The 26,001-nt window shown below is 67.7% G+C and carries 27 protein-coding genes, 2 tRNA genes and 1 other RNA gene; 8 read left to right on the top strand and 22 right to left on the bottom strand.

The window, feature by feature from the left end; genetic code table 11:
• Positions 1–6: 6 nt before the first annotated feature.
• The 7 genes from fabF to UU7_RS02850 all read right to left on the bottom strand — a co-directional run bounded on the left by fabF (position 7) and on the right by UU7_RS02850 (position 5,663).
• On the bottom strand, positions 7–1,245 hold the full coding sequence (fabF, locus tag UU7_RS02880) for a beta-ketoacyl-ACP synthase II (protein ID WP_007805186.1): 1,239 nt from the start codon (positions 1,243–1,245) through the stop codon (positions 7–9).
• Between the two features lie 242 nt (positions 1,246–1,487).
• On the bottom strand, positions 1,488–1,727 hold the full coding sequence (acpP, locus tag UU7_RS02875) for an acyl carrier protein (RefSeq protein ID WP_007805185.1): 240 nt from the start codon (positions 1,725–1,727) through the stop codon (positions 1,488–1,490).
• Between the two features lie 197 nt (positions 1,728–1,924).
• Complete coding sequence (fabG, locus tag UU7_RS02870; protein WP_007805183.1) at positions 1,925–2,668, bottom strand: 3-oxoacyl-ACP reductase FabG; 744 nt, start codon at positions 2,666–2,668, stop codon at positions 1,925–1,927.
• Between the two features lie 39 nt (positions 2,669–2,707).
• A complete protein-coding gene (gene fabD / locus UU7_RS02865; protein WP_040672776.1) occupies positions 2,708–3,655 on the bottom strand; it encodes an ACP S-malonyltransferase in 948 nt (315 codons plus the stop codon).
• A 144-nt stretch (positions 3,656–3,799) separates the two neighbouring features.
• Entirely contained in the window at positions 3,800–4,774 is a 975-nt protein-coding gene (locus tag UU7_RS02860) for a beta-ketoacyl-ACP synthase III (RefSeq protein ID WP_007805180.1), read from the bottom strand.
• 157 nt (positions 4,775–4,931) lie between these two features.
• Complete coding sequence (gene rpmF / locus UU7_RS02855; RefSeq protein ID WP_007081784.1) at positions 4,932–5,126, bottom strand: 50S ribosomal protein L32; 195 nt, start codon at positions 5,124–5,126, stop codon at positions 4,932–4,934.
• 63 nt (positions 5,127–5,189) lie between these two features.
• Positions 5,190–5,663 (bottom strand): YceD family protein, encoded by a 474-nt coding sequence (locus UU7_RS02850; protein WP_040672774.1) that lies wholly within the window; start codon positions 5,661–5,663, stop codon positions 5,190–5,192.
• Positions 5,664–5,845: 182 nt separating this feature from the next.
• On the opposite strand from UU7_RS02850, the gene UU7_RS02845 reads away from it, so the two are divergent.
• The 6 genes from UU7_RS02845 (at position 5,846) to UU7_RS02820 (ending at position 11,450) form a co-directional block, all read left to right on the top strand.
• Positions 5,846–6,301, top strand: coding sequence for a hypothetical protein (locus tag UU7_RS02845; RefSeq protein ID WP_040672773.1), 456 nt, complete (start codon positions 5,846–5,848; stop codon positions 6,299–6,301).
• On the top strand, positions 6,298–6,897 hold the full coding sequence (locus UU7_RS02840) for a Maf family protein (RefSeq protein ID WP_007805172.1): 600 nt from the start codon (positions 6,298–6,300) through the stop codon (positions 6,895–6,897). The genes UU7_RS02845 and UU7_RS02840 overlap by 4 nt, the downstream gene beginning before the upstream one ends.
• 70 nt (positions 6,898–6,967) lie before the next feature.
• Positions 6,968–7,909 carry an AAA family ATPase gene (locus tag UU7_RS02835; RefSeq protein WP_040672685.1) on the top strand — a complete coding sequence of 314 codons (942 nt, stop codon included), beginning with the start codon at positions 6,968–6,970 and terminating at the stop codon, positions 7,907–7,909.
• Positions 7,909–8,862 carry a DUF58 domain-containing protein gene (locus UU7_RS02830; RefSeq protein ID WP_007805168.1) on the top strand — a complete coding sequence of 318 codons (954 nt, stop codon included), beginning with the start codon at positions 7,909–7,911 and terminating at the stop codon, positions 8,860–8,862. The genes UU7_RS02835 and UU7_RS02830 overlap by 1 nt, the downstream gene beginning before the upstream one ends.
• Entirely contained in the window at positions 8,859–10,823 is a 1,965-nt protein-coding gene (locus UU7_RS02825) for a transglutaminase TgpA family protein (RefSeq protein ID WP_007805165.1), read from the top strand. Before UU7_RS02830 ends, UU7_RS02825 begins: the two co-directional genes overlap by 4 nt.
• Before the next feature lie 48 nt (positions 10,824–10,871).
• Entirely contained in the window at positions 10,872–11,450 is a 579-nt protein-coding gene (locus UU7_RS02820; protein ID WP_007805163.1) for a Slp family lipoprotein, read from the top strand.
• A gap of 60 nt (positions 11,451–11,510) precedes the next feature.
• Here UU7_RS02820 and UU7_RS02815 read toward each other — a convergent pair whose 3' ends face one another.
• The 8 genes from UU7_RS02815 to UU7_RS02785 all read right to left on the bottom strand — a co-directional run bounded on the left by UU7_RS02815 (position 11,511) and on the right by UU7_RS02785 (position 16,631).
• Positions 11,511–11,855, bottom strand: a complete 345-nt coding sequence (locus UU7_RS02815) for a histidine triad nucleotide-binding protein (protein WP_007805161.1) — start codon at positions 11,853–11,855, stop codon at positions 11,511–11,513.
• A gap of 25 nt (positions 11,856–11,880) precedes the next feature.
• The gene (gene recR, locus UU7_RS02810; RefSeq protein ID WP_007805160.1) at positions 11,881–12,480 is read right to left on the bottom strand and encodes a recombination mediator RecR; all 600 of its coding nucleotides are present in this window, start codon (positions 12,478–12,480) and stop codon (positions 11,881–11,883) included.
• A gap of 94 nt (positions 12,481–12,574) precedes the next feature.
• Entirely contained in the window at positions 12,575–12,898 is a 324-nt protein-coding gene (locus tag UU7_RS02805; protein WP_040672683.1) for a YbaB/EbfC family nucleoid-associated protein, read from the bottom strand.
• A complete protein-coding gene (dnaX, locus tag UU7_RS02800; RefSeq protein WP_007805156.1) occupies positions 12,898–14,565 on the bottom strand; it encodes a DNA polymerase III subunit gamma/tau in 1,668 nt (555 codons plus the stop codon). Before dnaX ends, UU7_RS02805 begins: the two co-directional genes overlap by 1 nt.
• 81 nt (positions 14,566–14,646) lie before the next feature.
• Positions 14,647–14,743, bottom strand: an RNA gene (gene ffs, locus UU7_RS17550) — signal recognition particle sRNA small type.
• Between the two features lie 217 nt (positions 14,744–14,960).
• Positions 14,961–15,050, bottom strand: a tRNA-Ser gene (locus tag UU7_RS02795).
• Between the two features lie 94 nt (positions 15,051–15,144).
• Complete coding sequence (locus UU7_RS02790; protein ID WP_007805154.1) at positions 15,145–15,903, bottom strand: MBL fold metallo-hydrolase; 759 nt, start codon at positions 15,901–15,903, stop codon at positions 15,145–15,147.
• Entirely contained in the window at positions 15,900–16,631 is a 732-nt protein-coding gene (locus tag UU7_RS02785) for a 3-deoxy-D-manno-octulosonic acid kinase (RefSeq protein ID WP_007805152.1), read from the bottom strand. The genes UU7_RS02790 and UU7_RS02785 overlap by 4 nt, the downstream gene beginning before the upstream one ends.
• A gap of 35 nt (positions 16,632–16,666) precedes the next feature.
• On the opposite strand from UU7_RS02785, the gene UU7_RS02780 reads away from it, so the two are divergent.
• Positions 16,667–17,719, top strand: a complete 1,053-nt coding sequence (locus tag UU7_RS02780) for a glycosyltransferase family 9 protein (protein ID WP_007805150.1) — start codon at positions 16,667–16,669, stop codon at positions 17,717–17,719.
• Between the two features lie 3 nt (positions 17,720–17,722).
• Here the strand turns inward: UU7_RS02780 and UU7_RS02775 are convergent, their stop codons facing one another.
• The 3 genes from UU7_RS02775 to hisS all read right to left on the bottom strand — a co-directional run bounded on the left by UU7_RS02775 (position 17,723) and on the right by hisS (position 21,599).
• Positions 17,723–18,121 (bottom strand): DUF6165 family protein, encoded by a 399-nt coding sequence (locus tag UU7_RS02775; RefSeq protein ID WP_007805148.1) that lies wholly within the window; start codon positions 18,119–18,121, stop codon positions 17,723–17,725.
• A 25-nt stretch (positions 18,122–18,146) separates the two neighbouring features.
• The gene (locus tag UU7_RS02770) at positions 18,147–20,093 is read right to left on the bottom strand and encodes an HAL/PAL/TAL family ammonia-lyase (RefSeq protein ID WP_050981406.1); all 1,947 of its coding nucleotides are present in this window, start codon (positions 20,091–20,093) and stop codon (positions 18,147–18,149) included.
• A 117-nt stretch (positions 20,094–20,210) separates the two neighbouring features.
• Positions 20,211–21,599, bottom strand: a complete 1,389-nt coding sequence (gene hisS, locus UU7_RS02765; protein WP_007805145.1) for a histidine--tRNA ligase — start codon at positions 21,597–21,599, stop codon at positions 20,211–20,213.
• A 164-nt stretch (positions 21,600–21,763) separates the two neighbouring features.
• Here hisS and UU7_RS02760 point away from each other — a divergent pair.
• Positions 21,764–21,840: transfer RNA gene (locus UU7_RS02760), tRNA-Pro, on the top strand.
• 132 nt (positions 21,841–21,972) lie between these two features.
• On the opposite strand, the gene UU7_RS02755 is transcribed toward UU7_RS02760, so the two are convergent.
• The 4 genes from UU7_RS02755 to UU7_RS02740 are packed head-to-tail and all read right to left on the bottom strand — an operon-like array spanning position 21,973 to position 25,967.
• Positions 21,973–22,785, bottom strand: coding sequence for a ferritin-like domain-containing protein (locus UU7_RS02755; protein ID WP_007805143.1), 813 nt, complete (start codon positions 22,783–22,785; stop codon positions 21,973–21,975).
• Positions 22,786–22,796: 11 nt separating this feature from the next.
• Positions 22,797–24,272, bottom strand: a complete 1,476-nt coding sequence (purF, locus tag UU7_RS02750) for an amidophosphoribosyltransferase (RefSeq protein WP_007805141.1) — start codon at positions 24,270–24,272, stop codon at positions 22,797–22,799.
• Positions 24,273–24,299: 27 nt separating this feature from the next.
• Complete coding sequence (locus tag UU7_RS02745; RefSeq protein WP_007805140.1) at positions 24,300–24,929, bottom strand: CvpA family protein; 630 nt, start codon at positions 24,927–24,929, stop codon at positions 24,300–24,302.
• A gap of 24 nt (positions 24,930–24,953) precedes the next feature.
• Complete coding sequence (locus UU7_RS02740) at positions 24,954–25,967, bottom strand: SPOR domain-containing protein (protein ID WP_007805139.1); 1,014 nt, start codon at positions 25,965–25,967, stop codon at positions 24,954–24,956.
• Between the last annotated feature and the right edge of the window lie 34 nt (positions 25,968–26,001).

Here is a 26,001-nt window from a genome sequence, read left to right as displayed (position 1 = left end):
GGCGCGTCAGACGCGACGGAAGGCCAGCGTGCCGTTGGTGCCGCCAAAGCCGAACGAGTTGGAGATCGCCACGTCGAACTTCGCCTCGCGTGCGGTGTTCGGCACGAAGTCGAGATCGCAACCTTCGCCGGGATTGTCCAGGTTGATCGTGGGCGGCAGCACCTGGTCGCGCAGCGCCAGGATGGTGAAGATCGCCTCGACGCCGCCGGCCGCACCCAGCAGGTGGCCGGTGGTCGACTTGGTCGAGCTCATCGCCAGCTTGTAGGCATGGTCGCCGAACACCTTCTTCGCCGCCATCACCTCGCCCAGGTCGCCCAGCGGCGTGGAGGTGCCATGCGCATTGACGTACTGCACCTCGGCGGGGTTCAGGCGTGCATCGTCCAGCGCCGTCTGCATGCAGCGCGCCGCGCCTTCGCCGCCCTCGCTGGGCGCCGTCATGTGGTACGCGTCGCCGCTCATGCCGAAGCCGACCAGCTCGGCGTAGATGCGGGCGCCGCGGGCCTTGGCGTGCTCGTACTCTTCCAGCATCAGCACGCCGGAACCGTCGGACAGCACGAAGCCGTCGCGGTCCTTGTCCCACGGACGGCTGGCCCTGGTCGGTTCGTCGTTGCGGGTGGACATGGCCTTGGCCGAGCAGAAGCCGGCCATCGCGGTACCGGTGGTGGCGAACTCGGCGCCGCCGGCGATCATCGCGTCGGCATCGCCGTACTGGATCATCCGCGCGGCCAGGCCGATGTTGTGGGTGCCCGTGGTGCAGGCCGTCACGCAGGCGATGTTCGGTCCCTTCAGGCCGAACATGATCGACAGCTGGCCGGAGACCATGTTGATGATCGAGCTGGGCACGTAGAACGGCGAGACGCGGCGCGGCCCCTTGGCGGCCAGTTCCAGCGCGGTCGCCTCGATCGTGTACAGGCCGCCGATGCCGGCGCCCACGGCCACGCCGATGCGGGGCGCATTCGCCTCGGTCACCTCCAGCCCGGAATCGCGCAGGGCCTGGGTGCCGGCGGCCACGCCATAGTGGATGAACGGGTCCATCTTCTTGACGTCTTTCGCCGCCATCCAGTCAGCCGGATCGAAGCCGCTGACCTGGCCGGCAATGCGCGTGGAATAAGCGGAGGTGTCGAAATGCGTGACCGGGCCGATCCCGCTGACGCCCTGGACGACGCGATCCCAGGCGCTGGCGATGTCGTTGCCGACCGGCGAGATGATGCCCATGCCGGTCACTACCACACGTCGCTTGCTCATGCTGATTTCCTTACGTGATTGCGCGGGCCCGCCGCTGCCGACAGCCCAGGCAAAGCCATGACCCGTCCGATCCGCGATTCACCCGGGTCGCCGGATTCCCCGGCGACCATACGGGATCGGACGTTACAAATTGCAGAAACGAAAACTGCGCCAAGATGGCGCAGCCTTCGGTACCGCCGTGTGAACGAACCGGCCCGCGCCAGGCGAGCCCATCCGCGCAACGGCGGTCAATTCCCTGCCGATCAATCCTTGGAGTGGGCCTTGATGTAATCGACGGCCTGCTGCACGGTGGTGATCTTCTCGGCATCTTCATCCGGGATCTCGGTCTCGAACTCTTCTTCGAGTGCCATCACCAGTTCCACCGTGTCCAGCGAATCTGCGCCCAGGTCGTCAACGAACGAAGCGTTCGCCGTGACTTCATCTTCCTTCACGCCCAACTGCTCGATGACGATTTTCTTGACGCGCTCTTCGATGGTGCTCATGTTGCCCATACCTCTCAAGGAGTAATTGATTTGTCTGTGCCGGCTCAAAGCCTGCAAAAGGCCGGCGCATTGTAGTGGCTAAACCGCAAGGCTGCCACGATGGGCCGGCATCACGGGGAAGAGACCCCCGCTGACCGGCACGAAAGCGCAATTGTCGCCTAAAACGAAGCTGCTGGCGACAACTGCGTCAACCCACGCTACGGCATGTACATGCCGCCGTTGACGTGCAGTGTTTCTCCGGTGATGTAGGCGGCCGCCGGCGAGGCCAGGAAGCCCACCGCGCTGGCGATGTCCTTCGCCTCGCCCAGCCGCCCCAGTGCGATCTGCCCCAGCATCGCCTGCTTCGCATCTTCGGGCAGGGCGCGGGTCATGTCGGTATCGATGAAGCCGGGCGCCACCACGTTGACGGTGATGCCGCGGCTGCCGATCTCGCGGGCCAGCGACTTGGAAAACGCGATGATGCCCGCCTTGGCCGCTGCGTAATTGGCCTGCCCCGGGTTGCCGGTAAGGCCGATCACCGAGGCGATCGAGATGATGCGACCCTTCTTCGCCTTCATCATGCCGCGCATCACCGCCTTCGAGGTGCGATAGACCGAGGTGAGGTTGGTGTCGATGATCGCCTGCCAGTCGTCTTCCTTCATGCGCATCAACAACTGGTCGCGGGTGATGCCCGCGTTGTTGACCAGGATCGAGACCATGCCGAACTCCTTCGTGATCGCCTCGACCAGGCCCTCGACGGCCGCGCCGTCGGTGACGTCCAGCTTGCGACCGTGGCCGCCGTGGGCGGCCATGCGCTCGCCGATGGCGACGGCACCGCCGTCGCTGGTGGCCGTGCCGATGACGGTGGCGCCCATCGCCGCCAGCTCGTCGGCGATCGCCGCGCCGATGCCGCGACTGGCGCCGGTGACCAGCGCGATTTCACCTTGCAGTGGTTTGCTCATGAACAACGTTCCTTCGGAAATTCGATGATCGAGGGGCGGTCAGGCCCACTCGGCGAGTGCGGCATCGAGATCCGCCGGGGCGCCGATCGCGCGCGCCTCGATGCTCTTGTCGATGCGCTTGATCAGGCCGGCCAGCACCTTGCCCGGGCCGCACTCGGCGACGCGCGTGGCGCCGCCGGCAGCCAGCGCCTGCACGCATTCGGTCCAGCGCACGGGCATGTACAGCTGGCGCTGCAGTGCGCCGCGGATCTCCTCGATGCTGCCGTAGCTGCACGCTTCGGCGTTCTGGATGACCGGCACGGACGGCAGCTTCCAGTCGACCGTCGCCATCCGCTCGCCCAGCTTGTCGGCCGCTTCGCACATCAGTGCGCAATGCGACGGCACCGACACGGCCAGTTTGATCGCCTTCTTCACGCCCAGCTCGGCAAGCCGGGCCAGCGCGCGATCGACCGCCTCGGCATTGCCGGCAATCACCAGCTGGCCGGGCGAATTGAAATTCGCCGGCGCCACCACCTGGCCCTGTGCCACCTCGTCGCACACCGCGGCGATCTGTGCATCGTCGCCACCGAGGATCGCCGCCATCGCGCCGACGCCCGCCGGCACCGCGGCCTGCATCAGCCGGCCGCGTTCGGCCACCAGCGCCGCCGCGTCGTGCAGGGAGATCGCTCCGGCGCAGACCAGCGCGCTGTACTCACCCAGGCTGTGACCGGACAGGCGGGCCGGCTGCGCGCCGCGCAGCTTCTGCCACACCCGCCACACCGCGACGCTGGCCGCGAGCAGCGCGGGCTGGGTGTTCTCGGTACGGTTGAGCTGATCTTCCGGACCCTGGGCGCTCAGGCTCCACAGATCGACACCGGCGCCTTGCGAAGCTTCGTCGAAGGCGGCCCGGACTTCACTGTGTACAGCGGCCAGTTCGGCCAGCATGCCGACCGACTGCGAACCCTGGCCGGGAAAGACGAAAGCGAGCGAGGAAGCGGTTGAACTCATGGATGGGCGAATCCCGTCGACGAAAGCGAACATGGTGCCATGCATGGCCCGCCATACGCAGCTGTATTTCGCGAATCCGCCGACCCGAAAAAGGCGATGCCGCCCGAGGGCGGCATCGTGACCGGCATGGAAACGCTTGCCGGATCAGTAGCGCAGCAGTGCGGACGCCCAGGTGAAACCGCCGCCGAAGGCTTCCAGCAGCAGGTTCTGGCCACGCTGCACCTTGCCCGAACGCACCGCGTAATCCAGCGCCAGCGGCACCGAACCGGACGACGTGTTCGCGTGCTTGTCGACGGTGACGATGACGCGCTCCATCGACATGTTGAGCCGCTTGGCGGTCGCCTCGATGATGCGCAGGTTGGCCTGGTGCGGAATCAGCCAGTCGATCTGCGACTCGTTCATGCCGGCAGCGGCGAGGGTTTCCTCGACCAGCGAATCCAGCGTCTTCACCGCGACCTTGAACACTTCGCGACCCGCCATGCGGATGCGCACGCCGTGGTTGGGCTCGTCCCTGAAACCGACGGAGACGCCCACCGGGTTGTACAGCAGTTCCTTGTGACCACCATCGGCATGCAGGCAGGTGGCATGGATGCCCGGTTCGTCCGAGGCCTCCAGCACCACCGCGCCGGCGCCGTCGCCGAACAGCACGCAGGTCTCGCGCTCGGTCCAGTCGACCATGCGGGTCAGCGTTTCCGCGCCGATCACCAGCACCTTCTTCGACTGTCCGCTCTTGATGAACTTGTCGGCGATGCCCAGCGCGTAGACGAAGCCCGAGCACGCGGCGTTGACGTCGAACGCGGCACAGCCGTTGGCGCCCAGGCGATGCTGCACCAGGCAGGCGGTGGACGGGAAGATGATGTCCGGCGTGGTGGTGCCCAGGATGATCAGGTCCAGCTCGGACGCCTTGACGCCAGCTGCCTCCAGTGCCTGCTGCGCGGCACGGAAGGCCAGGTCGCCGGTGGTTTCGCCGTCGGCCGCGATATGACGCTGGCGGATGCCGGTGCGGCTGCGGATCCACTCGTCACTCGTCTCGACGATCTTTTCCAGGTCGGCGTTGGTTACCACGCGCTCCGGCAGCGCGCTGCCGGTGGCAATGATGCGGGAGTAGATCTGGGCCATTCAGCTGTCCATCAACGTAAACTGGGGATTGAACGCCTTGGGCGGCACCAGTGCAACCGCCGCGCCCGGCATCCGGCTGTCCAACAACGCAAAACGGCGCGTCACCGCGCCGTTTTGCCGACCAAGTCCGGAAACCCCGAAGGGCTCCCGAAGCAGATCAATCCTCGACTGACACCGCACCCTTGGTCTCGATCACCTTCTTGCCGCGGTAGTAACCGTCCTTGGTGACGTGATGGCGCAGATGCACCTCGCCACTGGTCGGATCGGTCGACAGCTGCACGGTCTTCAGCGAATCGTGCGAGCGGCGCATGCCGCGGGTGGACGGGGTACGGCGGCTCTTGGCAACTGCCATGGTAGTTCTCCAACGGAAACTTGATGATCTGTGACTTGATGACCCGATGACTCGGGTCGGCGTTTACTTCTTCAGTTCGCGCAACACCGCGAACGGATTTTCCGACTGCCCTTCGCCGGAGGTCTCCGGTTCCTGGCTGATCGCTTCGTCGGGCAGGCTGCTGTCCGGATTGATCGGAATCAGCGGCAGCGCCAACAACAATTCGTCTTCTATCACATCCACCGGATTCAACCGGCCATCCTCGGCCACCAGCAGCGGCTCGCAATCGGGCGGCAATCCCGCCTCTTCGCGCTCCTGTCTGATCAGGCCGAGCCGCGTGTCCACCGTCACCGGCAAGTCGAACGGCTCCAGCGTGCGCTGGCATGTCACGCTCAGCGATCCGGTGGCACGGACGTCGACATAGCTGATGCCCAGCTCGTCGCGCCCGAAATCCAGCTCGAAATGCACCGATCCATCGGTATCGGCCAACGCCCCGCACAGGCGTGGCATGGACGCCACAGGAAGCGTTCCCTCGAACGAACGCCGCGCCGAGACCATGCGCCAGGCGTCCACGGACTCTGGCAGTGTCACGGACATAATCGCGAAATGTTAGGTTCCAGGCCGCCTGAAGTCAACTGGTGCGGCGCCCGAACCCGCGAAATGGCCGGCCGGCGGCGCATTTTGCCTGATTTGCCCCTGATGCGGCAGACTTGCTCTCCCTGTCGCCCGAGCCGCTGCCCTTGAACTCCTACCTCACCCTGGGCCTCGTCGCGCTGCTGGTGCTGCTGGTCGGCCTTGCCGCCAGCGCGCTGCTGCTGCGACGGCGCCAGAACCTGCGCGGCAGCAGCCTGACCAACCTGCTCGACTTGGCCGATCGCCTGGAAGCCGACCTGAAGACCTGCCGCGCCGGCCTGCAACAGGCGCATGCGGTGATGTCGCTGAACCCGGACCTGCCCGCCGCCAGCGAGCAGGAGGCCCGACATGCGGTCGACGCCGGCCTGCGCGCCCTGCTGCAGCAGCGCCTGTGGATCAGGGATCGCTCGCCGCAGGCCAGCCAGCAGGAACTGGATGAAGCCGCCAGCTCGATGCGCGATACGCGCAGCCGCCTGCAACCCCTGCTGAAGGCCCTCGACCAGGCGCAGACCGATCTCGACAGCGCCATGCGCGAGCATATCCGGCGCGAATCGGACCCATGATCCAGGCCGGCCCCTCACCCCGCATCGTATTGGCCTCGACCTCGCGCTACCGTGCCGAACTGCTGCGCCGGCTGCTGCTGCAGCAGTTCGAACAGGCCGCGCCGGGAACCGACGAGGCGACATGGCCTGGCGAAGCGCCCGGCGCACGCGCCTTGCGCCTGGCCATCGCCAAGGCCGAGGCCGTGGCTGCGCTCCATCCGGACTCGCTGGTGATCGGTTCGGACCAGGTCGCCGCGCTGGATGACCGGCTGCTGGACAAGCCGGGCAACCCGCAGAATGCCTGCGCGCAGCTTGCCGCCAGCTCGGGGCGCGAGGTGCTGTTCCATACCGCGCTGTGCGTGATCGACACCCGCCAGCATCGGCAGCACACCCATGTCGACCTGACCCGTGTGCGCTTCCGCCCGCTGCAGGCCGACGAAATCCTTCGTTACGTGGAACGCGAACAACCCCTGGATTGTGCCGGCAGCTTCAAGTGCGAAGGCCTCGGCATCAGCCTGTTCGAAACCATCGACAACCACGACCCCAGCGCGCTGATCGGCCTGCCCCTGATCGCACTGGCGCGCCTGCTGCGCGAAGCCGGCGTCGCCCTGCCCTGAGGCCGTCCCGGAACATCCCTGCGGGGCGGCTACACTGGCACCCGTCACGCCAGCGAAGAACCCTGCCACGATGTCCGCCATGACCCAGCCTCACGAAGAATCCCTGCAGCAGCGACTGGATGCCGCGATGGCCCAGGTCAACCTGGTGCTGCTCGGCAAGCCGCGGCAGGTGAAACTGGCCTTCGCCTGCCTGATCGCCGGCGGCCACCTGCTGCTGGAAGACGTGCCCGGCGTGGGCAAGACCACCCTGGCGCACGCCCTGGCCGCCACCTTCGCGCTGGACTTCCAGCGCGTGCAGTTCACCAGCGACCTGCTGCCTTCGGACATCCTCGGGGTCAGCGTCTACGAACGCGAGACGGCGCAGTTCCGCTTCCACCCCGGCCCGATTTTCACCGGCCTGCTGCTGGCCGACGAGATCAACCGCGCCAGTCCGAAAACGCAAAGCGCCCTGCTGGAGGCGATGGCCGAAGGCCAGGTCACCGTGGACGGCCAGACCCACCCGCTGGCGCAGCCGTTCTTCGTGGTTGCCACGCAGAACCCGCTGGATCTGAACGGCACCTTCCCGTTGCCCGATTCCCAGCTCGACCGCTTCATGCTGCGCTTGTCGCTGGACTACCCCGACGCCGCCGCCGAACGTGCCCTGCTCGGCGGCAGCGACCGGCGCGACCTGCTGGCGCAGTTGCGCCCGAAGCTGGATGCGGCGGCGCTGATCGAGCTGCATCGGCAGTCGCAGTCGATCACCGCCAGCAACGCCCTGCTCGACTATCTGCAGGCCCTGCTGAGCGCCAGCCGCCGCCATGCCGACATCCGGGTGGGACTGTCGCCACGCGCCGGCCTCGCCCTGCTGGGCGCGGCACGAGCATGGGCCCTGCTCCACCATCGCAACCATGTGCTGCCGGAAGACCTGCAGGCGCTGTTCGTCCCGCTGGCCGCCCATCGCCTGCTGCCGGCACGTGGCGCCCATGGCGACACGCTGGCGCGGCAGTTGCTGACCGAGGTCGCGGTGGATTGATGCGCAGCGTGATGCAACGCCTGCAACGCTGGGCCGAAGGCCGGCTGCCCGCACTCACCCGCTATCGCCGCCCGGAAAGCCTGCCGATCGAACTGCACCGGCGCCGCATCTACATCGTGCCGACCGGTTTCGGCCTGGGCTTCTCCGTGCTGCTGCTGGTGATGCTCGCCGGCGCGCTGAACTACAGCAACAACGCCGCCCTGCTGCTGACCTGCCTGCTCGGCGCCGCCAGCGCGGCGAGCATGCTGGTGGCATTCCGCAACCTCGACGGCCTGCGCCTGGCGCATGTCCGCGCCGGACATGCGGTGGCCGGCGACCCGCTCATGCTCACCCTGGAATTCGACTCCGCCCGTCCGCGCCAATCGATTCGCGTGGAACTTGCCGACGGCACCATCGCCTTCGCGCTCGATGGTCGCAGCGGCACCGCAGTGCAACTTTCCCTGGCCACCGAAAAGCGCGGCTGGCAGGCGATGCCGCGCATGCGGGTATGGAGCAGCTGGCCGCTCGGGATGTTCCGCGCATGGAGCTGGCTGCGACCGGAGCAGGCCGTGCTGGTGTGGCCGCGCGCGGAGGACGCCGGTCCGCCGCCCCGCGCGCCGGCGGGTGATGCCCGCCACATGCGGCTGTACCGTGGCGACGAACTGGCCGCCTTGCGCGACTACCGGGTCGGCGACCCGCGCCGCCACATCGCCTGGAAAAGCAGCGCGCGCCACGAAAATCTGCTGGTCAAGGATTTCGAGCAGCCGCAAAGCCGCCCGCAATGGCAGCTCGACTGGCGCCAGCTTGGCGGCATGGAGAACGAGGCGCGCATCGCCCGTCTCGCCCGCTGGGTGGACGAGGCGGAGGCCCAGCGCTGCAGCTACAGCCTGTGGCTGCCCGGCGACGAGATCACCAGCAGCAACGGGCCGCTGCACTACGCGCGCTGCATGAACGCCCTGGCGCGATTGCCATGAGCCGCCTGCGCGCCGCCACGCCCGTCCATCCCGTCGACGCCCGTGCCTTCGACCTTCTCAGCCTGACCCTGGCAATGGTGCTCGGCCTGCATGCCCTGCACATGCCATGGTGGCTCGTGGCGGTGCTGGCCGTGGTGCTCGGCTGGCGCTGGTGGCAGCGGCGACAGCGCGCCGGCCGCGTGCCGCGTTGGCTGAAGCTGCCGATGCTGGCCTTGCTGACACTGGCGGTGATCCTGCAGTACGGCAATGTTTTCGGCCGGGAACCGGGCACCGCGCTGGCGGTGGGCCTGCTGGTGCTGAAGCTGCTGGAGACCGAAACCGTCCGCGACGCCAGGGTCGGCATCAGCTTCGCCTGCTTCGCCCTGATGGCGGCGCTGCTGTCCGGCCAGGGCATGGTCGCCACCGTTGCCGTCGCCCTGGGCCTGCTGCCGGCGCTGGCCACCTTGCGTGCACTGGAACCCGCCCAGGTGACGGACAGCCTGCCGCGCTCGCTGCTGCCCGGCCTGGGGCTGATCGGCGCGGCATTGCCGCTGGCGCTGCTGGCCTTCCTGCTGGTTCCGCGACTCGACTCGCCGCTGTGGGGCGCGCCCACGCCCGACCAGGCCAGCACCGGCCTGGCCGACAGCATGTCGCCTGGCAAGTTTGCCGAGCTGATGATGGACGACAGCCCCGCCATGCGGGTGACTTTCGACGGCACTCCGCCGGTCCGCGCCCAGCGCTATTTCCGCGCCTACGTCATGGCCCGTTACGACGGCTTCACCTGGACGTTCCGCGACCTGGCCACGCTGGCGCCGTCGAAGCTGGAAGTCGCCGGCTCCACGAGCTATCACGTCAGCCTCGTCGCCAGCCAGCAGAACGTGCTGCCCACCCTCGATGTGCCGATCGACGCACCAGCCGGTGCCCGCATGCGTTCCGACCGGGTGGTCGTCGCCGACAAGCCGGTCAACGACACGCTCCGCTACAGCCTGAGTTCGGCCACGCGCTATCGATTGGAGCCTGAGCTGGGCCCGCATCGGCGTCGCTGGCTGCAATTGCCCGACGGATTCAACCCGCGGACGCTGGCGCTGGGGCGGGAGTGGCGCCAGAGTCACGGCGGCGACGACGGCGCCATCGTGCGTGCCGCGCTCGCGCTGTTCCACGACGGCGGCTTTCGCTACACGCTGGCCCCGGCACCGCTGGGGCGCAACGCCATGGACGACTTCCTGTTCGGCACCCGCGAGGGTTTCTGCGAACACTACGCCTCGTCCTTCACCGTGCTGATGCGTGCCGCCGGCATTCCCGCCCGGGTGGTCACCGGCTATCAGGGCGGATACTGGAACAAGGCCGCCAATTACCTGCTGGTGCGCAACTCCGACGCCCACGCCTGGAGCGAAGTGTGGCTGCCCGGTCGTGGCTGGGTGCGCGTTGACCCCACCGGCGCGGTGCGCCCGGAACGCGTGTCGCAAGGTGCAGCCGCCGCGGCCGGCGACCAGCTGGCCTGGTACCGCACCGACTGGCTGCAGGGACTGCGCAACCGCTGGGACATTGTCAACCGCTGGTGGGACCAGGGCGTTATCGGGTTCGACGCCTTGCGTCAGCGCGGCCTGTTGCAGCCGTTCGGCATTCGCGACGTGGATACCGCGACACTGGGCTGGCTGCTGGCGATCAGCAGCACGCTGTTTGTCGCGATCGGCCTGGTCTGGGCACTGCGCCGACGACAGCCGCGTGACCCGTTGCGCGGGGCCATGCGCGAGCTGGAACGCAAGCTGGCGCGCAAGGGCATCGCGCGCCGGCGCGGCGAAGGCCCGCAGGATTACCTGCGCCGCGCTGCCGATGCATTGCCTGGTCGACGCGAGGAACTGGCCGAGCTGACGAGGAGTTATCTTGAGTTGCGCTACGCCCATGCCGAACCGCCAACTGAACCATTGCGCCGCTTCATCCGGTCGGTACGGGATTTCCGTATCGCCCGCGTGGTCAAATAGCCGTCGAATCGACGGCCGTCATCGCTGCCCCCGTTTGGAGATATCCCCATGTCCCTGTACCGCCCACTGACGCTCGCCGCAGCCCTGGCCTTGCTGGCAGGCTGCGCGACGATTCCGAAACCGCTGGAAGGCACCTACGCCGACGTGTCCACCGCAAGCGCACAGCAAGGCGGCGCCGGCGGCACGCACGTGCGCTGGGGCGGCGAAATCATCAAGACCGAGCCGGGTCCGCAGCAGACCTGCTTCTACCTGCTGTCCCGCCCGCTCGACAGCCAGGCGCGCCCCACGGCCGGCAGCAACGGCGAGAATCTCGGCCGCTTCGTGGCCTGCCGCGATGGCTTCTACGATCCGGAAGTGTTCGTTCGCGGCCGCGAGCTGACCGTCACCGGCACCCTGCACGGCACGGTGTCGCAGAAGGTCGGCGAGTTCGACTACGCCTACCCGCGGGTGGAGGCCGACGTGGTCTACCTGTGGCCGAAGCGGCCGGTGGTGGTGAACTATCCGCCAGGCTTCTATGACCCGTTCTGGGGCCCGGGCTTTGGTCCGTACTGGGGTGGTTACCCCTATGGCGGCTTCTATCCGCGCCGGGTGATCGTGGTGCGCCCGCCCCCGCCGCCGAAGAAATGAGGAAGAAATAAGCATCCAGAAAAACGCCGGCTCACAGCCGGCGTTTTTCTGGCTCCACTCTCAGCCCGGCGGCCAGTGCAGCCGGCGGCCGGCGAGCAGATGCACGTGCAGGTGGAACACGGTCTGGCCGCCATCCTCGTTGCAGTTGATCACGGTGCGATAGCCCTGCTCGGCAAAGCCCTCCGACTTGGCGTAGCTCGCCGCCGCCAGCAGCAGCTTGCCGAGCAGTTCCGCATCGCCCGCCACCGCGTCGTTGAGCGTGGCCAGCGGCCGCTTGGGAATGAACAGCACGTGCACCGGCGCCTGCGGGTTGAGGTCGCGGAAAGCCAGCACCTCGTCATCTTCGTAGACGATGTCCGCCGGTATCTCGCGCCGGATGATCTTGCTGAAAATCGTGTCGCTCATGTCGGGCTCCCTCGGGATCAAGGCTTCAGTCCAGCAGCTGGCGACCGCCGAAGGCGTGTGCCAGCGTGCTGCGGTCGACGTATTCCAGTTCGCCGCCCAGCGGCACGCCATGCGCCAGCCGGGTCGGCCGCACGCCGCCGGCGCGGGCCAGCTGGGCCAGGTAATGCGCCGTGGCTTCGCCTTCCACGGTGGGGTTGGTGGCGATGATCAGCTCCTCGACCTCGCCCTCGCCCAGGCGCTGGCTCAGCTGCAGCAGGCCCAGCTCTTCCGGCCCCAGGCCATCGAGCGGCGACAGGCGACCCATCAGCACGAAATACTGGCCGCGAAAACCGGTGGCCTGCTCGATCGCCGCCAGATCGGTCGGCGACTCCACCACGCAAAGTACCTGGCGGTCACGCGTGGCGCTGGCGCACAGCGCGCACAGGGGTTCTTCGCTGAAATTGCGGCAGCGCTCGCAATGACCGATGCGCTGCATCGCCTGTTCCATCACCGCCGCGAGTTTCAGACCGCGATCGCGCTCACGCTCCAGCAGATGGAAGGCCATCCGTTGCGCGCTCTTGCCGCCTACCCCGGGCAGGCAGCGCAGCGCTTCGATCAGTTCGGCAAGAAGTGGGGAGCCGCTCATGCAATATCCGGGAATGGGGCATCGGGAATCGGGAATGGCAGAAGCGGAGCGAGGCGTTTCATGCTCTTGACGTTCCGATTCCCCATTCCCAGCCTCAAAACGGCATCTTGAAGCCGGCCGGCAGGTTCATGCCGGCGGTGACGCCGCCGAGGCGATCCTTGCTGACCTGGGCCACCTTGTTCACCGCGTCGTTGATCGCGGCGGCGACCAGGTCTTCGGCCATTTCGGGATCGTCGGCGAAGGTCTGCCGGTCGATCTGCACGCGGCGGACTTCGTGGGCGCCGGTCATCACCACGCTGACCAGGCCGCCGCCGGCGCTGCCGGTGACTTCCAGTTTGGCGATTTCCTCCTGCGCGCGCTTCATGTCTTCCTGCATGCGCTGGGCCTGCTGCATCAGCTGACCGATCTGTCCTCTCATCACCTGGCTCCGGATTCGTTGTCAAAGGGCTTGATGGATTGCGGCACCACGCGTGCGCCGAAATCGCGCTTCAGCGTCTGCACCAGCGGATCGTCCTCGATCGCCTGCTCGGCAGCGGCCTGTGCGCTGTTGCGTGCCTGCGCGGCGCGAGCCGCGGGGGTCTGCGCGGCGGCGGCCTGGTTCTGGCTCACGAAACGCAGCTTGATGCGCTCGCCCAGCGCGTTGCCGATGCGCTCCTCCATCTGGCTGACCATCGGCTCGACCGCCATGCTCATGTGTGCCGGTTGCAGGGCCAGCACCAGGGTCTGGCCGTCGCGTTCACGCAGGATGGCGTTCTGCGCCAGCACGCTGAACGGGCCGCGCAGGCCGGCGCGCTCGATCAGCGATTCCCAATCGGGCAGGCCATCGGCGTCGCGTGTCACGGGAACGGCTGCCGCGGGCGCGGGCGCAGCGGCTACCGGTGGAGCAGAAACTTCCACTGCACGTGCCGGCGTCGCGGAAGCACGCGCAGGCGCGGGCGGGCGCGGCGCGGCGGCTTGACTGCTCGCCGGTCGCTCGACGCGCGCCGACGGCGCGCCGTCGCCGGGACGGAACGCCAGCATGCGCAGCAGGGCCATCTCGAAACCGGTGCGCGCATCCGGTGCCAGCGCGAGATCACGCCGGCCCGAGGTGGCGATCTGGTAGTACAGCTGCACGTCTTCGGGCGCGATGCGTTCGGCCAGCGACGCCAGCTCGCCGTCGTCCTCGCTGGCTTCGTCGGGGCGATAGCCGGGGATCAGCTGAATCAGTTGCAGGCGGTGCAGCACGCTGGCGATGTCGTCCAGCACGCCGCCGAAATCCGGCGAATACGACGCGATCTGCCGGCACTCGACCAGCAGCCGCTCGCCATCGCCGGCGGCCAGCGCATCGAGCACGCCCAGCACCTGTCCGCGCGCCACGCTGCCCAGCATGGTGCGCACGTCGTCGGCATGCAACGCACCGCCGCCGTAGGCAATCGCCTGATCCAACAAGGACAGGCCATCGCGCAGCGAACCGTCGGCGGCGCGCGCCAGCTCACCGATCGCGCTGTCGTCGTAGCTGATGTTCTCGGCGCCCAGGATGTGCCGCATCTGGCCGGAGATCTGCTCCGGCAGCAGCCGCTTCAGGTTGAACTTCAGGCAGCGCGACAGCACCGTGACCGGCAGCTTCTGCGGGTCGGTGGTGGCAAGCAGGAACTTCACGTGCGGCGGCGGTTCTTCCAGCGTCTTCAGCAACGCGTTGAACGCGTTCTTCGACAGCATGTGCACCTCGTCGACCAGGTACACCTTGAAGCGGCCGCGCGACGGCGCGTACTGCGCGTTCTCGATCACCTCGCGCACGTCGTCCACGCCGGTATTGCTGGCCGCATCGATCTCCAGCAGGTCGACGAAGCGCCCCTCGTCCACCGCCACGCAGACCGAGCACTCGCCGCATGGATCGGCCGACTGGCCGCGCTCGCAGTTCAGCGACTTGGCGAAGATGCGCGCGATGGTGGTCTTGCCGACGCCGCGGGTGCCGGTGAACAGGTACGCGTGGTGCATGCGGCCGGTATCAAGCGCGTTGGTCAGCGCACGCACCACGTGTTCCTGCCCGACCAGTTCGGCGAACTTGCGCGGACGCCACTTGCGGGCGAGTACTTGATAGGACATGGCTACCAACGTTGGGGCAAAGACCGATTGTGCCAAGTCGGGGCGGCCAAGTCAGTAACGGCACGCCCGAAATGGCGGCGGCCCCGCCAGCCACACCCCGGCACCCGAATCATTCGCTACCGTTGCTTCCTTCCGGACCTGGCGGAGTTTGCGAACTATCGTCGCGGGGGGACCGACGGGGCCACCATGGACGTCAACCGATATCGCTTGGTTGTCTTGCTGTTGCGCCAGCCCGTCAAGGCTGTCGCACTACTCGAATTCTGGCGGAGAGAGCGGGATTGCTCGGCCCATCCTGGACCTCACCCCTAGCTCCGCGAGGGGCCAGCCTGCGGCTGTCCAAATTCGTTCCAGACGAATTTGTCGAACCTCAGCCTGCGTCGTACGGTTTCACTCACTGGCGGAGAGAGCGGGATTCGAACCCGCGATAGGTTTTACCCTATACACACTTTCCAGGCGTGCTCCTTCAACCACTCGGACACCTCTCCGCATGGGTGAAACCGCCTCTGCCAGGCATGCGTTGCCCGACAAAGAAGCGGAAGGATAGCCGCAGGCTCGGATACAGGCAAGCGACCAGGTCGCTCAGCCAGCATCAGCGCGAGACGCAGAAGGTGGCGCCAGCGCAACACGCTCGCCCGTGGCAGCCACACGATAACCACGGGCGGCCAGCGCTTCACCATCGGCAGCGCTGCCGTAGTGGTAGAGAATCATCTGCCGGCGCAGTGCCCGGGGGTATTCGCGTTCGATGTCGTCGATGCCGGTGTGCGAGGGGTTGCCGACCAGGCTGCAGTCATGGGCGATCAGTGCCGCACCACCGGCATGGCGCGTCAGCACTTCGGGGATCGGCCGGGTGTCGCCGGTATAGGCGAAGCAGTCATCCAGGGCGAGTCCGTACGAGGTTCCCGGCACGTGGTGGCGGGTGGCGAACACGTCGAACCACAAACCGTCCAGCCAGAATCCGCGCGTGCACGGGATCAGCCGGAAGGCTTCCCAGAAGTTCACGCCGCCCTCGGCCAGCACCCCGGGATAATCGGCCACCCGCGCCTGCAACCAGGGCATCAGGCCGGCATGCAGGAAGAGGCGGGTGTTGCCGCGCAGGTGTTCGTCGAACCACAACTTGATGAACAGTCGCTCGAGCCCGGCGACGTGATCCATGTGGGTGTGCGTGATGAAGATGGCCGACGGCAGCGCGTCGTAGGTCGCCATGTAGCGGTCCAGCGTGTCGGGGCCGCAATCGATCAGCAGCAGGGGCACACCATCGCGCTCGAGCACCGCCGCGGAGGAGCCGAGCTCCGCCGCGTGCGCCGCGCCCACGCCGAGAAAATTCAGATGCCAGTTCATGGATTGAGCGTACGCCCGTAGCGATACAGCAGGGGTTGCCAGAGGGTTTCCTCGAACGCCGCTTCGCCCGCGGCAGCAGCGCCCAGCTTGAGCAGCGAACGGCGCAGGCGTTGCAGATTGGCCTGTTGCCAGCTTTCGGCGGGAATGCGCATGCGTCCGCGATCGAAGTCGATCAGGTACAGCTGCTCCGGCGTCACCAGCACATTGTGCGCATTGAGATCGGCGTGGCAGACGCCGGCGCGGTGAAAGCGTGCCACCAGCGCGCCGACTTCTTCGGCCAGTTCGCCGTCCATCCGCCCGCTTGCCAGGCATTCGGCCAGGGTCTGCGCGTCGGCGATGCGGCGGGTGATCAGGTCGGCGCTGTAGAACAGACCATGCCGGCGATAGCGCGCGGCCACCACGGCCGGGCCTGGCAACTCCAGTCGGGCGATCTCGGCCAGCAGGCGGAATTCCGCAAACGGACGGCTGCGCGCGGCGCCCGTCCACAGGTAGCGATCACCCATCAGTGCCGCCACCAGGCCACCGCGGCGATAATGCCGCAGCACGCACTCGCCGATCGGCGTGGTGATGATCGCGACACCACCGCGGCCACCCGACTGCGTCCGCAACGCACCGCGCTCGCCCCAGTAATCCGCGGCGAACCATTCTTGCCCGACTTGTGACGACACCGTCGCGTCGAACAGAATCGCGCCTTCGGCATCGTTGTGGGTTCGTTCCTGCATCATCATGCCCGGTGAATGCCCACGATTCTAACCCAGGCCCCATGACCCCGAACCCGACACCCGCCTCGATCTGCCTGCTGCGCACCTCCGCCATCGGCGATGTCACCCACGTGGTGCCGCTGCTGCGCACCCTGCAGCAGGCATGGCCGGACACGTCGCTGACGTGGATCGTGGGCAAGCTCGAACGCAAGCTGGTCGGCGACCTGCCCGGCGTGGAGTTCGTCACCTTCGACAAGGCCGCCGGCTGGGCCGGCATGCGCGCGGTGCACGCGGCGCTGCGCGGACGGCGCTTCGATGCCCTGCTGCAGATGCAGGTGGCGATGCGCTCGAACCTGCTGAGCCTGGGCATCAGCGCCGATCGCCGCGTCGGCTATGACCGCGCGCGTTCGAAGGATCTGCACGGGCTGGTCATCAACGAGCGCATCCCTGCGCGCAGTGGCGAACACGTGCTCGATGCGATCGGCAGTTTCTGCGAGCCGCTCGGCCTGAAGCAGACCCGGGTGCGCTGGGACATACCGATCCCGGACGAGGCGCATGCGTGGGCCGCCGAACAGCTGCCCGGTGACGTGCCCACCCTGCTGGTCAGTCCCACCTCCAGTCACGCGCTGCGCAACTGGCGGCCGGAGCGCTACGCGGCGGTCATGGATCATGCCGCCACCCGTGGCTGGCGCGTGGCGCTGATCGGCGGGCCCTCCGCCGGCGAACGGGCGATGGCCGATGGGGTGCTGGCGGCCTGCCAGCGCCCGCCGCTCGACCTCACCGGCAAGGACACGCTGAAGAAGCTGCTGGCGATGCTGGGCCGGGCGCAGCTGCTGCTGACTCCCGACTCCGGCCCGATGCACATGGCCAACGCGGTGGGCACGAAGGTGCTGGGCCTGCACGCCGCGAGCAATCCGGATCGCTCCGGACCGTACTCCGACCGCCGCTGGTGCGTGAACAAATACGACGAGGCGGCGCACAAGTATCTGGGCAAGCCGGCCAGCGAGCTTCCCTGGGGCAGCAAGATCGAGAAGCCCGGCGTGATGGACCTGATCAGCGTCGACGACGTGGTCGAACGCTACGAGGCTGCGGCGCGCGATACGGGGCTTCTGTAGGCATTACACCGCGCGGTAATCCTGGTACGACTTTTCCTCGACCAGTTGCGAGCCGAGCTTGAGATTGATCTCGCGCTTGAACGCGGCCCGTTCGTCGTTGCGGAAATACACCGCGCGCGCCAGCTCGATGAACTCCTGGTCGAACGCCTGGGCGCGCTCCTTCAGGCGGATCCTGTCCTCGATGTCCCACAGCAGCTCGTTCACCGCCAGCAGGCGGGCGCGCTCGTCCGAGATATCGGTTTGCGAGGCGGCATCGTTGGCCCAGGTGGCATTGAGCAGGTCCAGCTCGTTGCGCACGTTGGCCAGTTTCGCCTCGTCGGCGATGCGGCGCGACTTGATTTCGAGGATGGTGATCTTGTCGATCAGTTCGCCGTAGGACACCGGGGTCTGGATCAGGCTCATGAGATGTATTTCCTGGAAAGTCGAATCAGTGGCCGGCGCGGAACGCGCCATCCCGCACGAGTGCGCAGACCGCACGAATGTCGCCGTCCATCGCGCGGTCGCGATGCATGAAGCCGATCTGCCCGCGCAACGTCGCATGGGCTTCGCGCACGCTGGCGCCGGCGTGGAAATCGCCCGCACCGGCCAGTGCCGCGGCCAGTTGCTGCACCTCGGCGACGAACTGCGGATGATGCGGCTGGTCTTCGCGTGGCGCGTTGGCGATTTTCGCCGCCAGCGCCTGCCAGCCCCCGCGCGTGGCCAGCCGGCGCGCCGCGTTGAGCATCTCCTGGCGGTAGTCCAGCGCCTGTGCCGCGGTGTACAGCTCCAGCGCCAGCACGTGGCCGAGGTCTTCCATCATCTCCAGCACGTGGCGCGCCTCGTTGGCGCCCATCGAGACGTGGTCCTCGGCATTCGCGCTGGTCGGCACCGAGTACACGCTGGCCGGATGCGCCCGGGTGGCCAGGTCGTTGACCAGCGCCGCCGCGGTGTACTGCACGATCATGAAACCGGAATCGGTGCCATCCTCGTTGCCGGTGAGGAAGGCCGGCAAGCCATCATTCGTGGCCGGGTCGACCAGCTTGTTGAGCCGGCGCTCGGAGATCGACGCCAGCACCGGGATCGCCGCCTTCACGTAGCTCATCGCCAGCGCCAGCGGCATGCCGTGGAAGTGGCCGGCCGAGATCACCTGCTCCTCGATGAACTGCGCATCGTCGTTGTCGGGGAAGATCAGCGGATTGTCGGTGACCGAGTTCAGTTCGATGTCGAACACCCGGCACGCCTGCGCCCACGCATCGCGCACCGCGCCATGCACCTGCGGCATGCAGCGCAGGCTGTAGGCATCCTGTGGCTGGTGTTTCTTGCCGCCCTTGAACGGCAGGAAGCGGCTGTAGAACGCCTCGCGACCGTGGCGCTGGTTGGCCGGCACCCAGTCCCAGCCGATGTCGAAGCTGAGCGCCTGGTCGTCCGGTTCGCTCCACGCCTCGGCAGTCCACGACTTGAAGCGCGGCACCAGGTGATACGGAATGTCGAGCAGGGTCGAGCCGGCCAGCCGCTCGCGCACGCGCGCCGCCACGTCCACCTGCCCCGGATGCGGGCGCAGGGCGTGCACTTCGGGGCGCAGCGCGCCGCTGCGGCCGGCGAACGCGTCGAGTGTCATCGCCGCCGCCACGTCGGCCGTATCCAGCAAGGCCTCCAGCGTGTCCAGCGCCAGCGCGCCGGTGGCCAGCATCTGCGCGGTGCCGTTGTTCAGCGCCAGGCCTTCCTTGAACGACAGGCGGATCGGCTGGAGTCCGGCGCGCTTCAGCGCCTCGCCACCGCTCATCCGCTCGCCGCGATGGAACGCCTCGCCGCCGCCCAGCAGCACGATCGCCAGATGCGACAGCGGCGCCAGGTCGCCGCTGGCGCCCACCGAACCCTTCTCCGGCACCACCGGCACCACGCCGGCATTGAGCATCGCGGTCAACGCTTCGAGCGTGCTGACGCGGATGCCCGAGTGCCCGCGCATCAAGGTGTTGATGCGGATCAGCAACATCGCCCGCACCACGTCCTCGCCAAAGGGCTTACCCACGCAAACCGCGTGGGTGATGATCAGGTTGTGCTGCAGTTCCTCCATCAGCGTGCCCTCCGGCGCGCCGGCGTGGCTGACCGGCAGCTCGTCGCGCACGCGGTGCGCGCCCAGCAGCTTGTCGGCGTTGCTGCCGAAGCCGGTGGTGACGCCGTAGGTCGGCTCCCCGCAGCTGACCTTTTCGGCGAGGAAATCCGCGGCGCGCTGCACGCGTGCGAGTTGCGCCTGATCCAGCGCCACCGACGCCCCCTGCCGCGCCACCGCCACCAGCTGCGCACGCGTCAGGCTGCTGCCGTCGAGAAGAATCGTCTTGCTCACTGAAAAATGCTCCGCATTTGTTGCGCCATTCCCGCGAAGGCGGAAATCCATTGTGAATTTGCCGCGACGTGAAGTCGGACTGCCAGCTTCGCTGTCGTGAAGCGCCTCCCGTCTTCGTGGCAATGAGGGAGGTGAGAGGCGACGCCCTGCCTCAGACCATCCGCGCCATCAGCCCATCGCCGCGGCCTGCTCCAGCTCCACGCGCAGCGTCTTGATCAGCTCGCTGCGCGCCACTTCAAACTGGTCCTCGCGGCGCAGGTCCTTGACCGTGACCACGCCCTTGGCGATTTCGTCTTCGCCCAGCACGATCACGAAGCGGATGCCGGCGCGGTCGGCGTACTTGAACTGCTTGCCCAGCTTGCCTCCTTCCAGCACCACCTCGGTGGCGATGCCGGCGCCGCGCAGTTCGCCGGCCAGCGCCAGGTAGGCGGGCAGCTGCGCTTCGTCCATCTGGGTCACCAGCACGTCGACCGTGCTCTTGGCCGTGTCGATCAGGCCGGCGTCGCGCAGCTGCCAGTACAACCGGGTCAGGCCGATCGAGATGCCCACGCCGGGCAGGTGCGACTTGGTGTACTGGCCGGCCAGGTTCTCGTAGCGACCGCCGGAACAGATCGAGCCGATCTGCGGGTGATCGTTCAATGTCGTTTCGTAGACCGTGCCGGTGTAGTAGTCGAGGCCGCGGGCGATCGACAGGTTCAGCGCGTACGCGCTTTCGGGCACGCCGAACGCATGGATCAGGTTCAGCACCTCCTTCAGCTCGGCGCGGCCCTGCTCCATCGCCTCCGGGCCGGGGCCCAGCGCATCGAGCTTGTCCAGCGCGTCCTGCAGCGAGGTGGAGCGCACCTGCACGAAGGCGAGGATCTTCGCCGTCACCTCGGCGTCGAGGCCGAAGGCGGCGCCGGTCAGCGTGTCGCGCACGTAGTCGGCGCCGCGCTTGTCCAGCTTGTCCACCTCGCGCAGCACCAACATCTGCTGCTCGGCGTCGAGCACGCCCAGGCTTTCGAAGTAGCCGCGCATCAGCTTGCGGTTGTTCATGTGGATGGTGAACGGGCCGATGTCCAGCTCGCGGAACACGCTGTGGATCACCGCTGGAATCTCGGCGTCATAGCGCACCGACAGCGCGTCCTTGCCGATCACGTCGATGTCGCACTGGTAGAACTCGCGGAAGCGCCCGCGCTGGGCCCGCTCGCCGCGGTACACCTTCTGCATCTGGTAGCGACGGAACGGGAAGCTCAGGTCGCGCTCGTGCTCGGCCACGTAACGCGCCAACGGCACGGTGAGGTCGAAGCGCAGCGCCAGCTCCGGCATGCCTTCGTCGACCTTGCCGGCCGCGTTGAGCGCGCCGGTGGACTGCACGAAATAGACCTGGCGCTCGGTCTCGCCGCCGGTCTTGGTCAGCAGCACGTCGGAGAACTCGATGACCGGGGTTTCGATGGCCAGGAAGCCGAAACGCTCGTAATTGCGGCGGATCACGTCGAGCATGCGCTGGAATGCGATCTGGTCGAGCGGCAGCAGCTCGAGCACGCCGGGCATGGTGCGGGCCGGGGTAAGCGCCATGGAATCCTCTACTGACAGGGTGGACATTCCGTCGCGCGGGGCCGCGCGACGGCAGCCGTCAAGATTAACAGAACGCCAGCAGCCTTCCCCAGCGTCGTGGCCAGGCCGATCGCGCAAACCTGTTGCCAAGCTCCCGATCCGCGATTAAGATACGCGGCTTCCCACGGGGTGTAGCTCAGCCTGGTAGAGCGCTACGTTCGGGACGTAGAAGTCGCAGGTTCGAATCCTGTCACCCCGACCAAAATTCGATGAAAAAGCCGGCCTCAGGCCGGCTTTTTTATTTGGCCTCGCCGCCGGCCTCAGGCCGGCTTTTTTATTTGGCCTCGCCGCCGGCCCCAGGCCGGTTTTTTTATTTGCCTCTCCGCCGGCCCGGTCAGCCCGGCACCGGCGACAGCGCCGCCAGGCGATCCAGTTCCTCTTCCAGGAAGCCCGCCTCCAGCCGAGCCGGCCGGTTGAACGGGCCGCGCAGGGTCGCACCCATGTAGTCGCGCAGCAGGACGAAAAAGGTGTCGATCGGATCGACGCCGTCGCGCTCGCAGCAGTGCCGGTACCAGCGGGTGCCGGCGGCGACGTGGGCCACTTCCTCGCGCAGGATCACTTCCAGAATCGCCGCGGTGCGCTCGTCGCCCAGCTTGCGCAGGCGCTCGATCATGCCGGGCGTGACGTCCAGTCCGCGCGCCTCCAGTACGCGGGGCACCAGCGCCATCCGGGCGGTATCGTGCGCGGCGGTCTTCTCGGCCATCGCCCACAGGCCGTCGTGCGCGTCGAAGTCGCCGTAGGCATGGCCCAGCTCGGCCAGCCGTGCCGCAAGCATGGCGAAGTGCCGGGCCTCGTCATGGGCGCAACTGGCCCAGTCGCGGTAATAGTCGGCGGGCTTGCCGCGATAGCGGTAGACCGCGTCCCAAGCCAGGTTGATCGCGTTGAACTCGATGTGCGCCACCGCATGCACCAGCGCGGCCCGCCCTTCGGCGCTGCCCAGCCCGCGCTGCGGCACCTGGCGTGCATTGACCAGTTGCGGCTTCGCCGGGCGGCCGGGCGCGCCGATCGGCTCCGGTGGCGGCGAGTCGGGATCGGCACGCAACTCGCCGGCGAGAAAGGCTTGCCAGGTCTCGTGGGTCAGGCGCAGCTTCTCGGCCGGGTCGGTGGCGTCGAGGCAGCGCCTGGCAGCAGCGTGGAGATCAGTCACGAGGCACGGATTCAGACGACGCGCCGTGCCGCCTTGGCGTCGTCCGAGCGCAGCATCTCGATCTGCTCCAGGTAACGCTGGTCGAGGCCGGTGACGTACTCGCCAGAGAAGCAGGAGGTGTCGAACTGCTGCAGGTTCTCGTTGCCGTCCTGCACCGCCCAGATCAGGTCCTTCAGGTCCTGGTAGATCAGCCAGTCGGCGCCCAGCACCCGCTCCACTTCCTGCTCCGTGTGTCCGGCGGCGACCAGCTCCGAGGTGGACGGCATGTCGATGCCGTAGACGTTCGGGTAACGCACCGGCGGCGCGGCGGAGGCGAAATAGACGTTCTTGGCGCCGGCGTCGCGGGCCATCTGGATGATCTGCTTCGAGGTCGTGCCACGCACGATCGAGTCATCCACCAGCAGCACGTTCTTCTTGCGGAACTCCAGGTCGATCGCGTTGAGCTTGCGGCGCACCGATTTCACCCGCTCGCCCTGCCCCGGCATGATGAAGGTGCGGCCGATGTAGCGGTTCTTGACGAAGCCCTCGCGGAACGGCACGCCGAGCGCGCCGGCCAGCGCGCTGGCCGCGGTGCGCGCGGTGTCGGGAATCGGGATCACCGCGTCGATGCCGTGATCCGGGCGCAGGCGCAGGATCTTCTCGGCCAGCTTCTCGCCCATGCGCAGGCGCGCCTTGTACACCGAGACGTCCTCGATCATCGAGTCGGGCCGCGCCAGGTACACGTATTCGAAGATGCACGGCGTATGCGTCGCGCCCTCGGCGCAGCGGCGACTGTGCAACTGGCCGTCGTCGGTGATGATCACCGCCTCGCCCGGCGCCACGTCGCGAATGCGCCTGAAGCCCAGGATGTCCAGGGCCACCGACTCCGAGGCCACCGCGTACTCACGGCCTTCCCCGGTGACCCGCTCGCCCAGCACCAGCGGGCGGATGCCGTTGGGGTCGCGGAACGCGATCAGGCCGTAGCCCAGCAGCAGCGCGATGCAGGCATAACCGCCGCGGGCCCGCGCATGCACGCCGGCCACCGCCTTGAAGATGTGGTCCGGCGTCAACGCCATGCGATCCTGGATCTGCAGCTCGTGCGCCAGCACGTTCAGCAGCACCTCGGAGTCGGATTCGGTGTTGATGTGGCGGCGATCGCCCTCGAACATCTCGCGGCGCAGCGCGTCGGTGTTGACCAGGTTGCCGTTGTGGGCAAACGCGATGCCGTAGGGCGAATTCACGTAGAACGGCTGCGCCTCGGACGAACCTTCCGAGCCGGCAGTGGGGTAACGGCAGTGACCGATGCCGATGCGCCCGCGCAGGCCCGCCATCGCGCTCTGCCCGAACACGTCGCGGACCAGGCCGTTGCCCTTGTGCAGGCGCAGCCGCGAGCCATCCACGGTGGCGATGCCGGCAGCGTCCTGGCCGCGGTGCTGCAGTACCGTCAGTCCGTCATAAAGTGCCGATGCCACTTCGGTGGTACCGACAATGCCGATGATTCCGCACATGGTTGTTGCCTGCTTCGGGAGATGTGTTCAGAAATTCCGGGGCGGCGCGGCCGAGCTGGCTGCGGCCGGCGATGCCGGATGGATGGAGGTCGCCGCCGGGGCGGGTGACGCGCCGGATATGGAGGCTGGCAGGGTCGCGGGCAAGCCGGACAGGCGATCGAGCACGGTTGGCGGATGGATGTAGTCGCGCACGCCGGGCGGCACCTGCTGGCCCAGCCATGCGGCCACGTGCTGGAACTGCGGCAGCAGCACGGACTGCTGCCACCACGGGTCGCGGGTGAATGCGGTGAAGCCGATCAGGAACACCAGCAGGGTCACCAGCAGCACGCCACGCACCAGGCCGAACAGCATGCCGAGCAGGCGGTCGGTACCGGACAGTCCGGTGCTTTCGACCAGCCGGCTGATCACGAAGCGCAGCAGCGCACCCAGAATCAGCACGGCGACGAAGCACAGGCCGTAACCCACGATGATCCGCGCCGAAGGCAGCTCGATCACGTGCTCGAAATGTCGGGCCACCGCCGGGCCGAAACTCCACGCCACCCAGAACGCGGCGATCCAGATCACCAGCGCCAGCACCTCGGAAACCAGCCCGCGCCAAAGACCGACCAGAACGGACAGGGCCAGCACGCCAAGGATGATGTAGTCGGTCCAGTTCATGGGTTCGCCAGCTTGCCGCTGAACTCAGGGCACCGGGACGACGTTGCCGTCGATGCCCAGCTTCGCCTTGATCTGGTCGTGCAGGCGCTGCGCGTCGGCGCGCTGGGTCTGCGGACCGGCACGCACGCGCCACAACTGCTTGCCGCTGGCCTGCACCGAATCGACGAAGCTGTCGAAACCGTTCGCACGCAGCTTGTCGCGCAGTGCGATCGCGTCGGCCTGGGCGCTGACCGCCGCCAGCTGGACCGCCCAGCCGCCGGCCCTGGCGGACTCGCGGGCCACGGGTGCGCTGGCCGGAGCGCTGTCGCGACTGGCGTCCTGTTCCAGCCGCGCCGGCACGCCGGGGATCGACTGGGTGATCTTCAGCCGGGCCGCCTCGGCCGCGGCACGCGTCTCGAACGGTCCGGCGGTGACCAGGGTGCGCGGCTTGCCGGCCTGGGTGATCGCCTGGCCGCTGACCGGATAGCCCAAGGCGCGCACGCGGCGTTCGAGGCTGGCCGCGCCGGCGGCGCTGGCGTAGGCGCTGAGGTTGAGCGTGTAGTTGCCACGACCGACCGCGGCAGGTGTCGGCGCGGGCTTCGGGGTGGCCGCCACCGGCTTGGCCGGTTCGACGGAGGCGGGCGGCTTGCTCGCCGCCGGCGGGGTCGTCGTCACCGGATTGTTACGCTGCGGAATCACCGGCTGGCTGGGCGACGCGCCCGAACCGATCGTCACCGTGGTCGGCGGCGGCGCCTGGCCGGCCTGCGGATCGGTCTCCACATCGCGCGGACGACTGGAGCCGATATTCACCGTGGCCAGCCGGTCGCCCGATCCGGGCGTCACCGTTTCGGCGGGTGGCGCGACCGTGCCCGAGGCACTGGCGGCGTCAGGCGCAAGGCTCATGGTGCGGGTCTGCAGGTCGCGATCGGGTGCCGGTGGAATCGCCAAGCTGACGGCCTGGTCGCCACCGGGGGCTGGCGGCGTACTGGAAAAGAACATCGGCACGAACAGAACCGCCAAGGCAATCAGGACGGCGGCTCCCAGCAGGCGTGTTTTCAAGTTATCGCTCCAGGACGGCAAAGGCAGTGCACAA

The organism is Rhodanobacter spathiphylli B39 (genome assembly GCF_000264295.1).
GTDB classification, from domain to species: Bacteria; Pseudomonadota; Gammaproteobacteria; order Xanthomonadales; family Rhodanobacteraceae; genus Rhodanobacter; species Rhodanobacter spathiphylli.
Note: the sequence above shows the minus strand (reverse complement) of the source record. Positions and strands in the feature narration are given on the sequence as shown.

Excerpts from the sequence above, each read along its gene's own strand:
- fabF (WP_007805186.1), bottom strand. The coding sequence starts at position 1,245 with ATGAGCAAGCGACGTGTGGTAGTGACCGGCATGGGCATCATCTCGCCG.
- acpP (WP_007805185.1), bottom strand. The coding sequence starts at position 1,727 with ATGAGCACCATCGAAGAGCGCGTCAAGAAAATCGTCATCGAGCAGTTG.
- fabG (WP_007805183.1), bottom strand. The coding sequence starts at position 2,668 with ATGAGCAAACCACTGCAAGGTGAAATCGCGCTGGTCACCGGCGCCAGT.
- fabD (WP_040672776.1), bottom strand. The coding sequence starts at position 3,655 with ATGAGTTCAACCGCTTCCTCGCTCGCTTTCGTCTTTCCCGGCCAGGGT.
- UU7_RS02860 (WP_007805180.1), bottom strand. The coding sequence starts at position 4,774 with ATGGCCCAGATCTACTCCCGCATCATTGCCACCGGCAGCGCGCTGCCG.
- rpmF (WP_007081784.1), bottom strand. The coding sequence starts at position 5,126 with ATGGCAGTTGCCAAGAGCCGCCGTACCCCGTCCACCCGCGGCATGCGC.
- UU7_RS02850 (WP_040672774.1), bottom strand. The coding sequence starts at position 5,663 with ATGGTCTCGGCGCGGCGTTCGTTCGAGGGAACGCTTCCTGTGGCGTCC.
- UU7_RS02840 (WP_007805172.1), top strand. The coding sequence starts at position 6,298 with ATGATCCAGGCCGGCCCCTCACCCCGCATCGTATTGGCCTCGACCTCG.
- UU7_RS02835 (WP_040672685.1), top strand. The coding sequence starts at position 6,968 with ATGTCCGCCATGACCCAGCCTCACGAAGAATCCCTGCAGCAGCGACTG.
- UU7_RS02830 (WP_007805168.1), top strand. The coding sequence starts at position 7,909 with ATGCGCAGCGTGATGCAACGCCTGCAACGCTGGGCCGAAGGCCGGCTG.
- UU7_RS02825 (WP_007805165.1), top strand. The coding sequence starts at position 8,859 with ATGAGCCGCCTGCGCGCCGCCACGCCCGTCCATCCCGTCGACGCCCGT.
- UU7_RS02820 (WP_007805163.1), top strand. The coding sequence starts at position 10,872 with ATGTCCCTGTACCGCCCACTGACGCTCGCCGCAGCCCTGGCCTTGCTG.
- UU7_RS02815 (WP_007805161.1), bottom strand. The coding sequence starts at position 11,855 with ATGAGCGACACGATTTTCAGCAAGATCATCCGGCGCGAGATACCGGCG.
- recR (WP_007805160.1), bottom strand. The coding sequence starts at position 12,480 with ATGAGCGGCTCCCCACTTCTTGCCGAACTGATCGAAGCGCTGCGCTGC.
- UU7_RS02805 (WP_040672683.1), bottom strand. The coding sequence starts at position 12,898 with ATGAGAGGACAGATCGGTCAGCTGATGCAGCAGGCCCAGCGCATGCAG.
- dnaX (WP_007805156.1), bottom strand. The coding sequence starts at position 14,565 with ATGTCCTATCAAGTACTCGCCCGCAAGTGGCGTCCGCGCAAGTTCGCC.
- UU7_RS02790 (WP_007805154.1), bottom strand. The coding sequence starts at position 15,903 with ATGAACTGGCATCTGAATTTTCTCGGCGTGGGCGCGGCGCACGCGGCG.
- UU7_RS02785 (WP_007805152.1), bottom strand. The coding sequence starts at position 16,631 with ATGATGATGCAGGAACGAACCCACAACGATGCCGAAGGCGCGATTCTG.
- UU7_RS02780 (WP_007805150.1), top strand. The coding sequence starts at position 16,667 with ATGACCCCGAACCCGACACCCGCCTCGATCTGCCTGCTGCGCACCTCC.
- UU7_RS02775 (WP_007805148.1), bottom strand. The coding sequence starts at position 18,121 with ATGAGCCTGATCCAGACCCCGGTGTCCTACGGCGAACTGATCGACAAG.
- UU7_RS02770 (WP_050981406.1), bottom strand. The coding sequence starts at position 20,093 with ATGGATTTCCGCCTTCGCGGGAATGGCGCAACAAATGCGGAGCATTTT.
- hisS (WP_007805145.1), bottom strand. The coding sequence starts at position 21,599 with ATGGCGCTTACCCCGGCCCGCACCATGCCCGGCGTGCTCGAGCTGCTG.
- purF (WP_007805141.1), bottom strand. The coding sequence starts at position 24,272 with ATGTGCGGAATCATCGGCATTGTCGGTACCACCGAAGTGGCATCGGCA.
- UU7_RS02745 (WP_007805140.1), bottom strand. The coding sequence starts at position 24,929 with ATGAACTGGACCGACTACATCATCCTTGGCGTGCTGGCCCTGTCCGTT.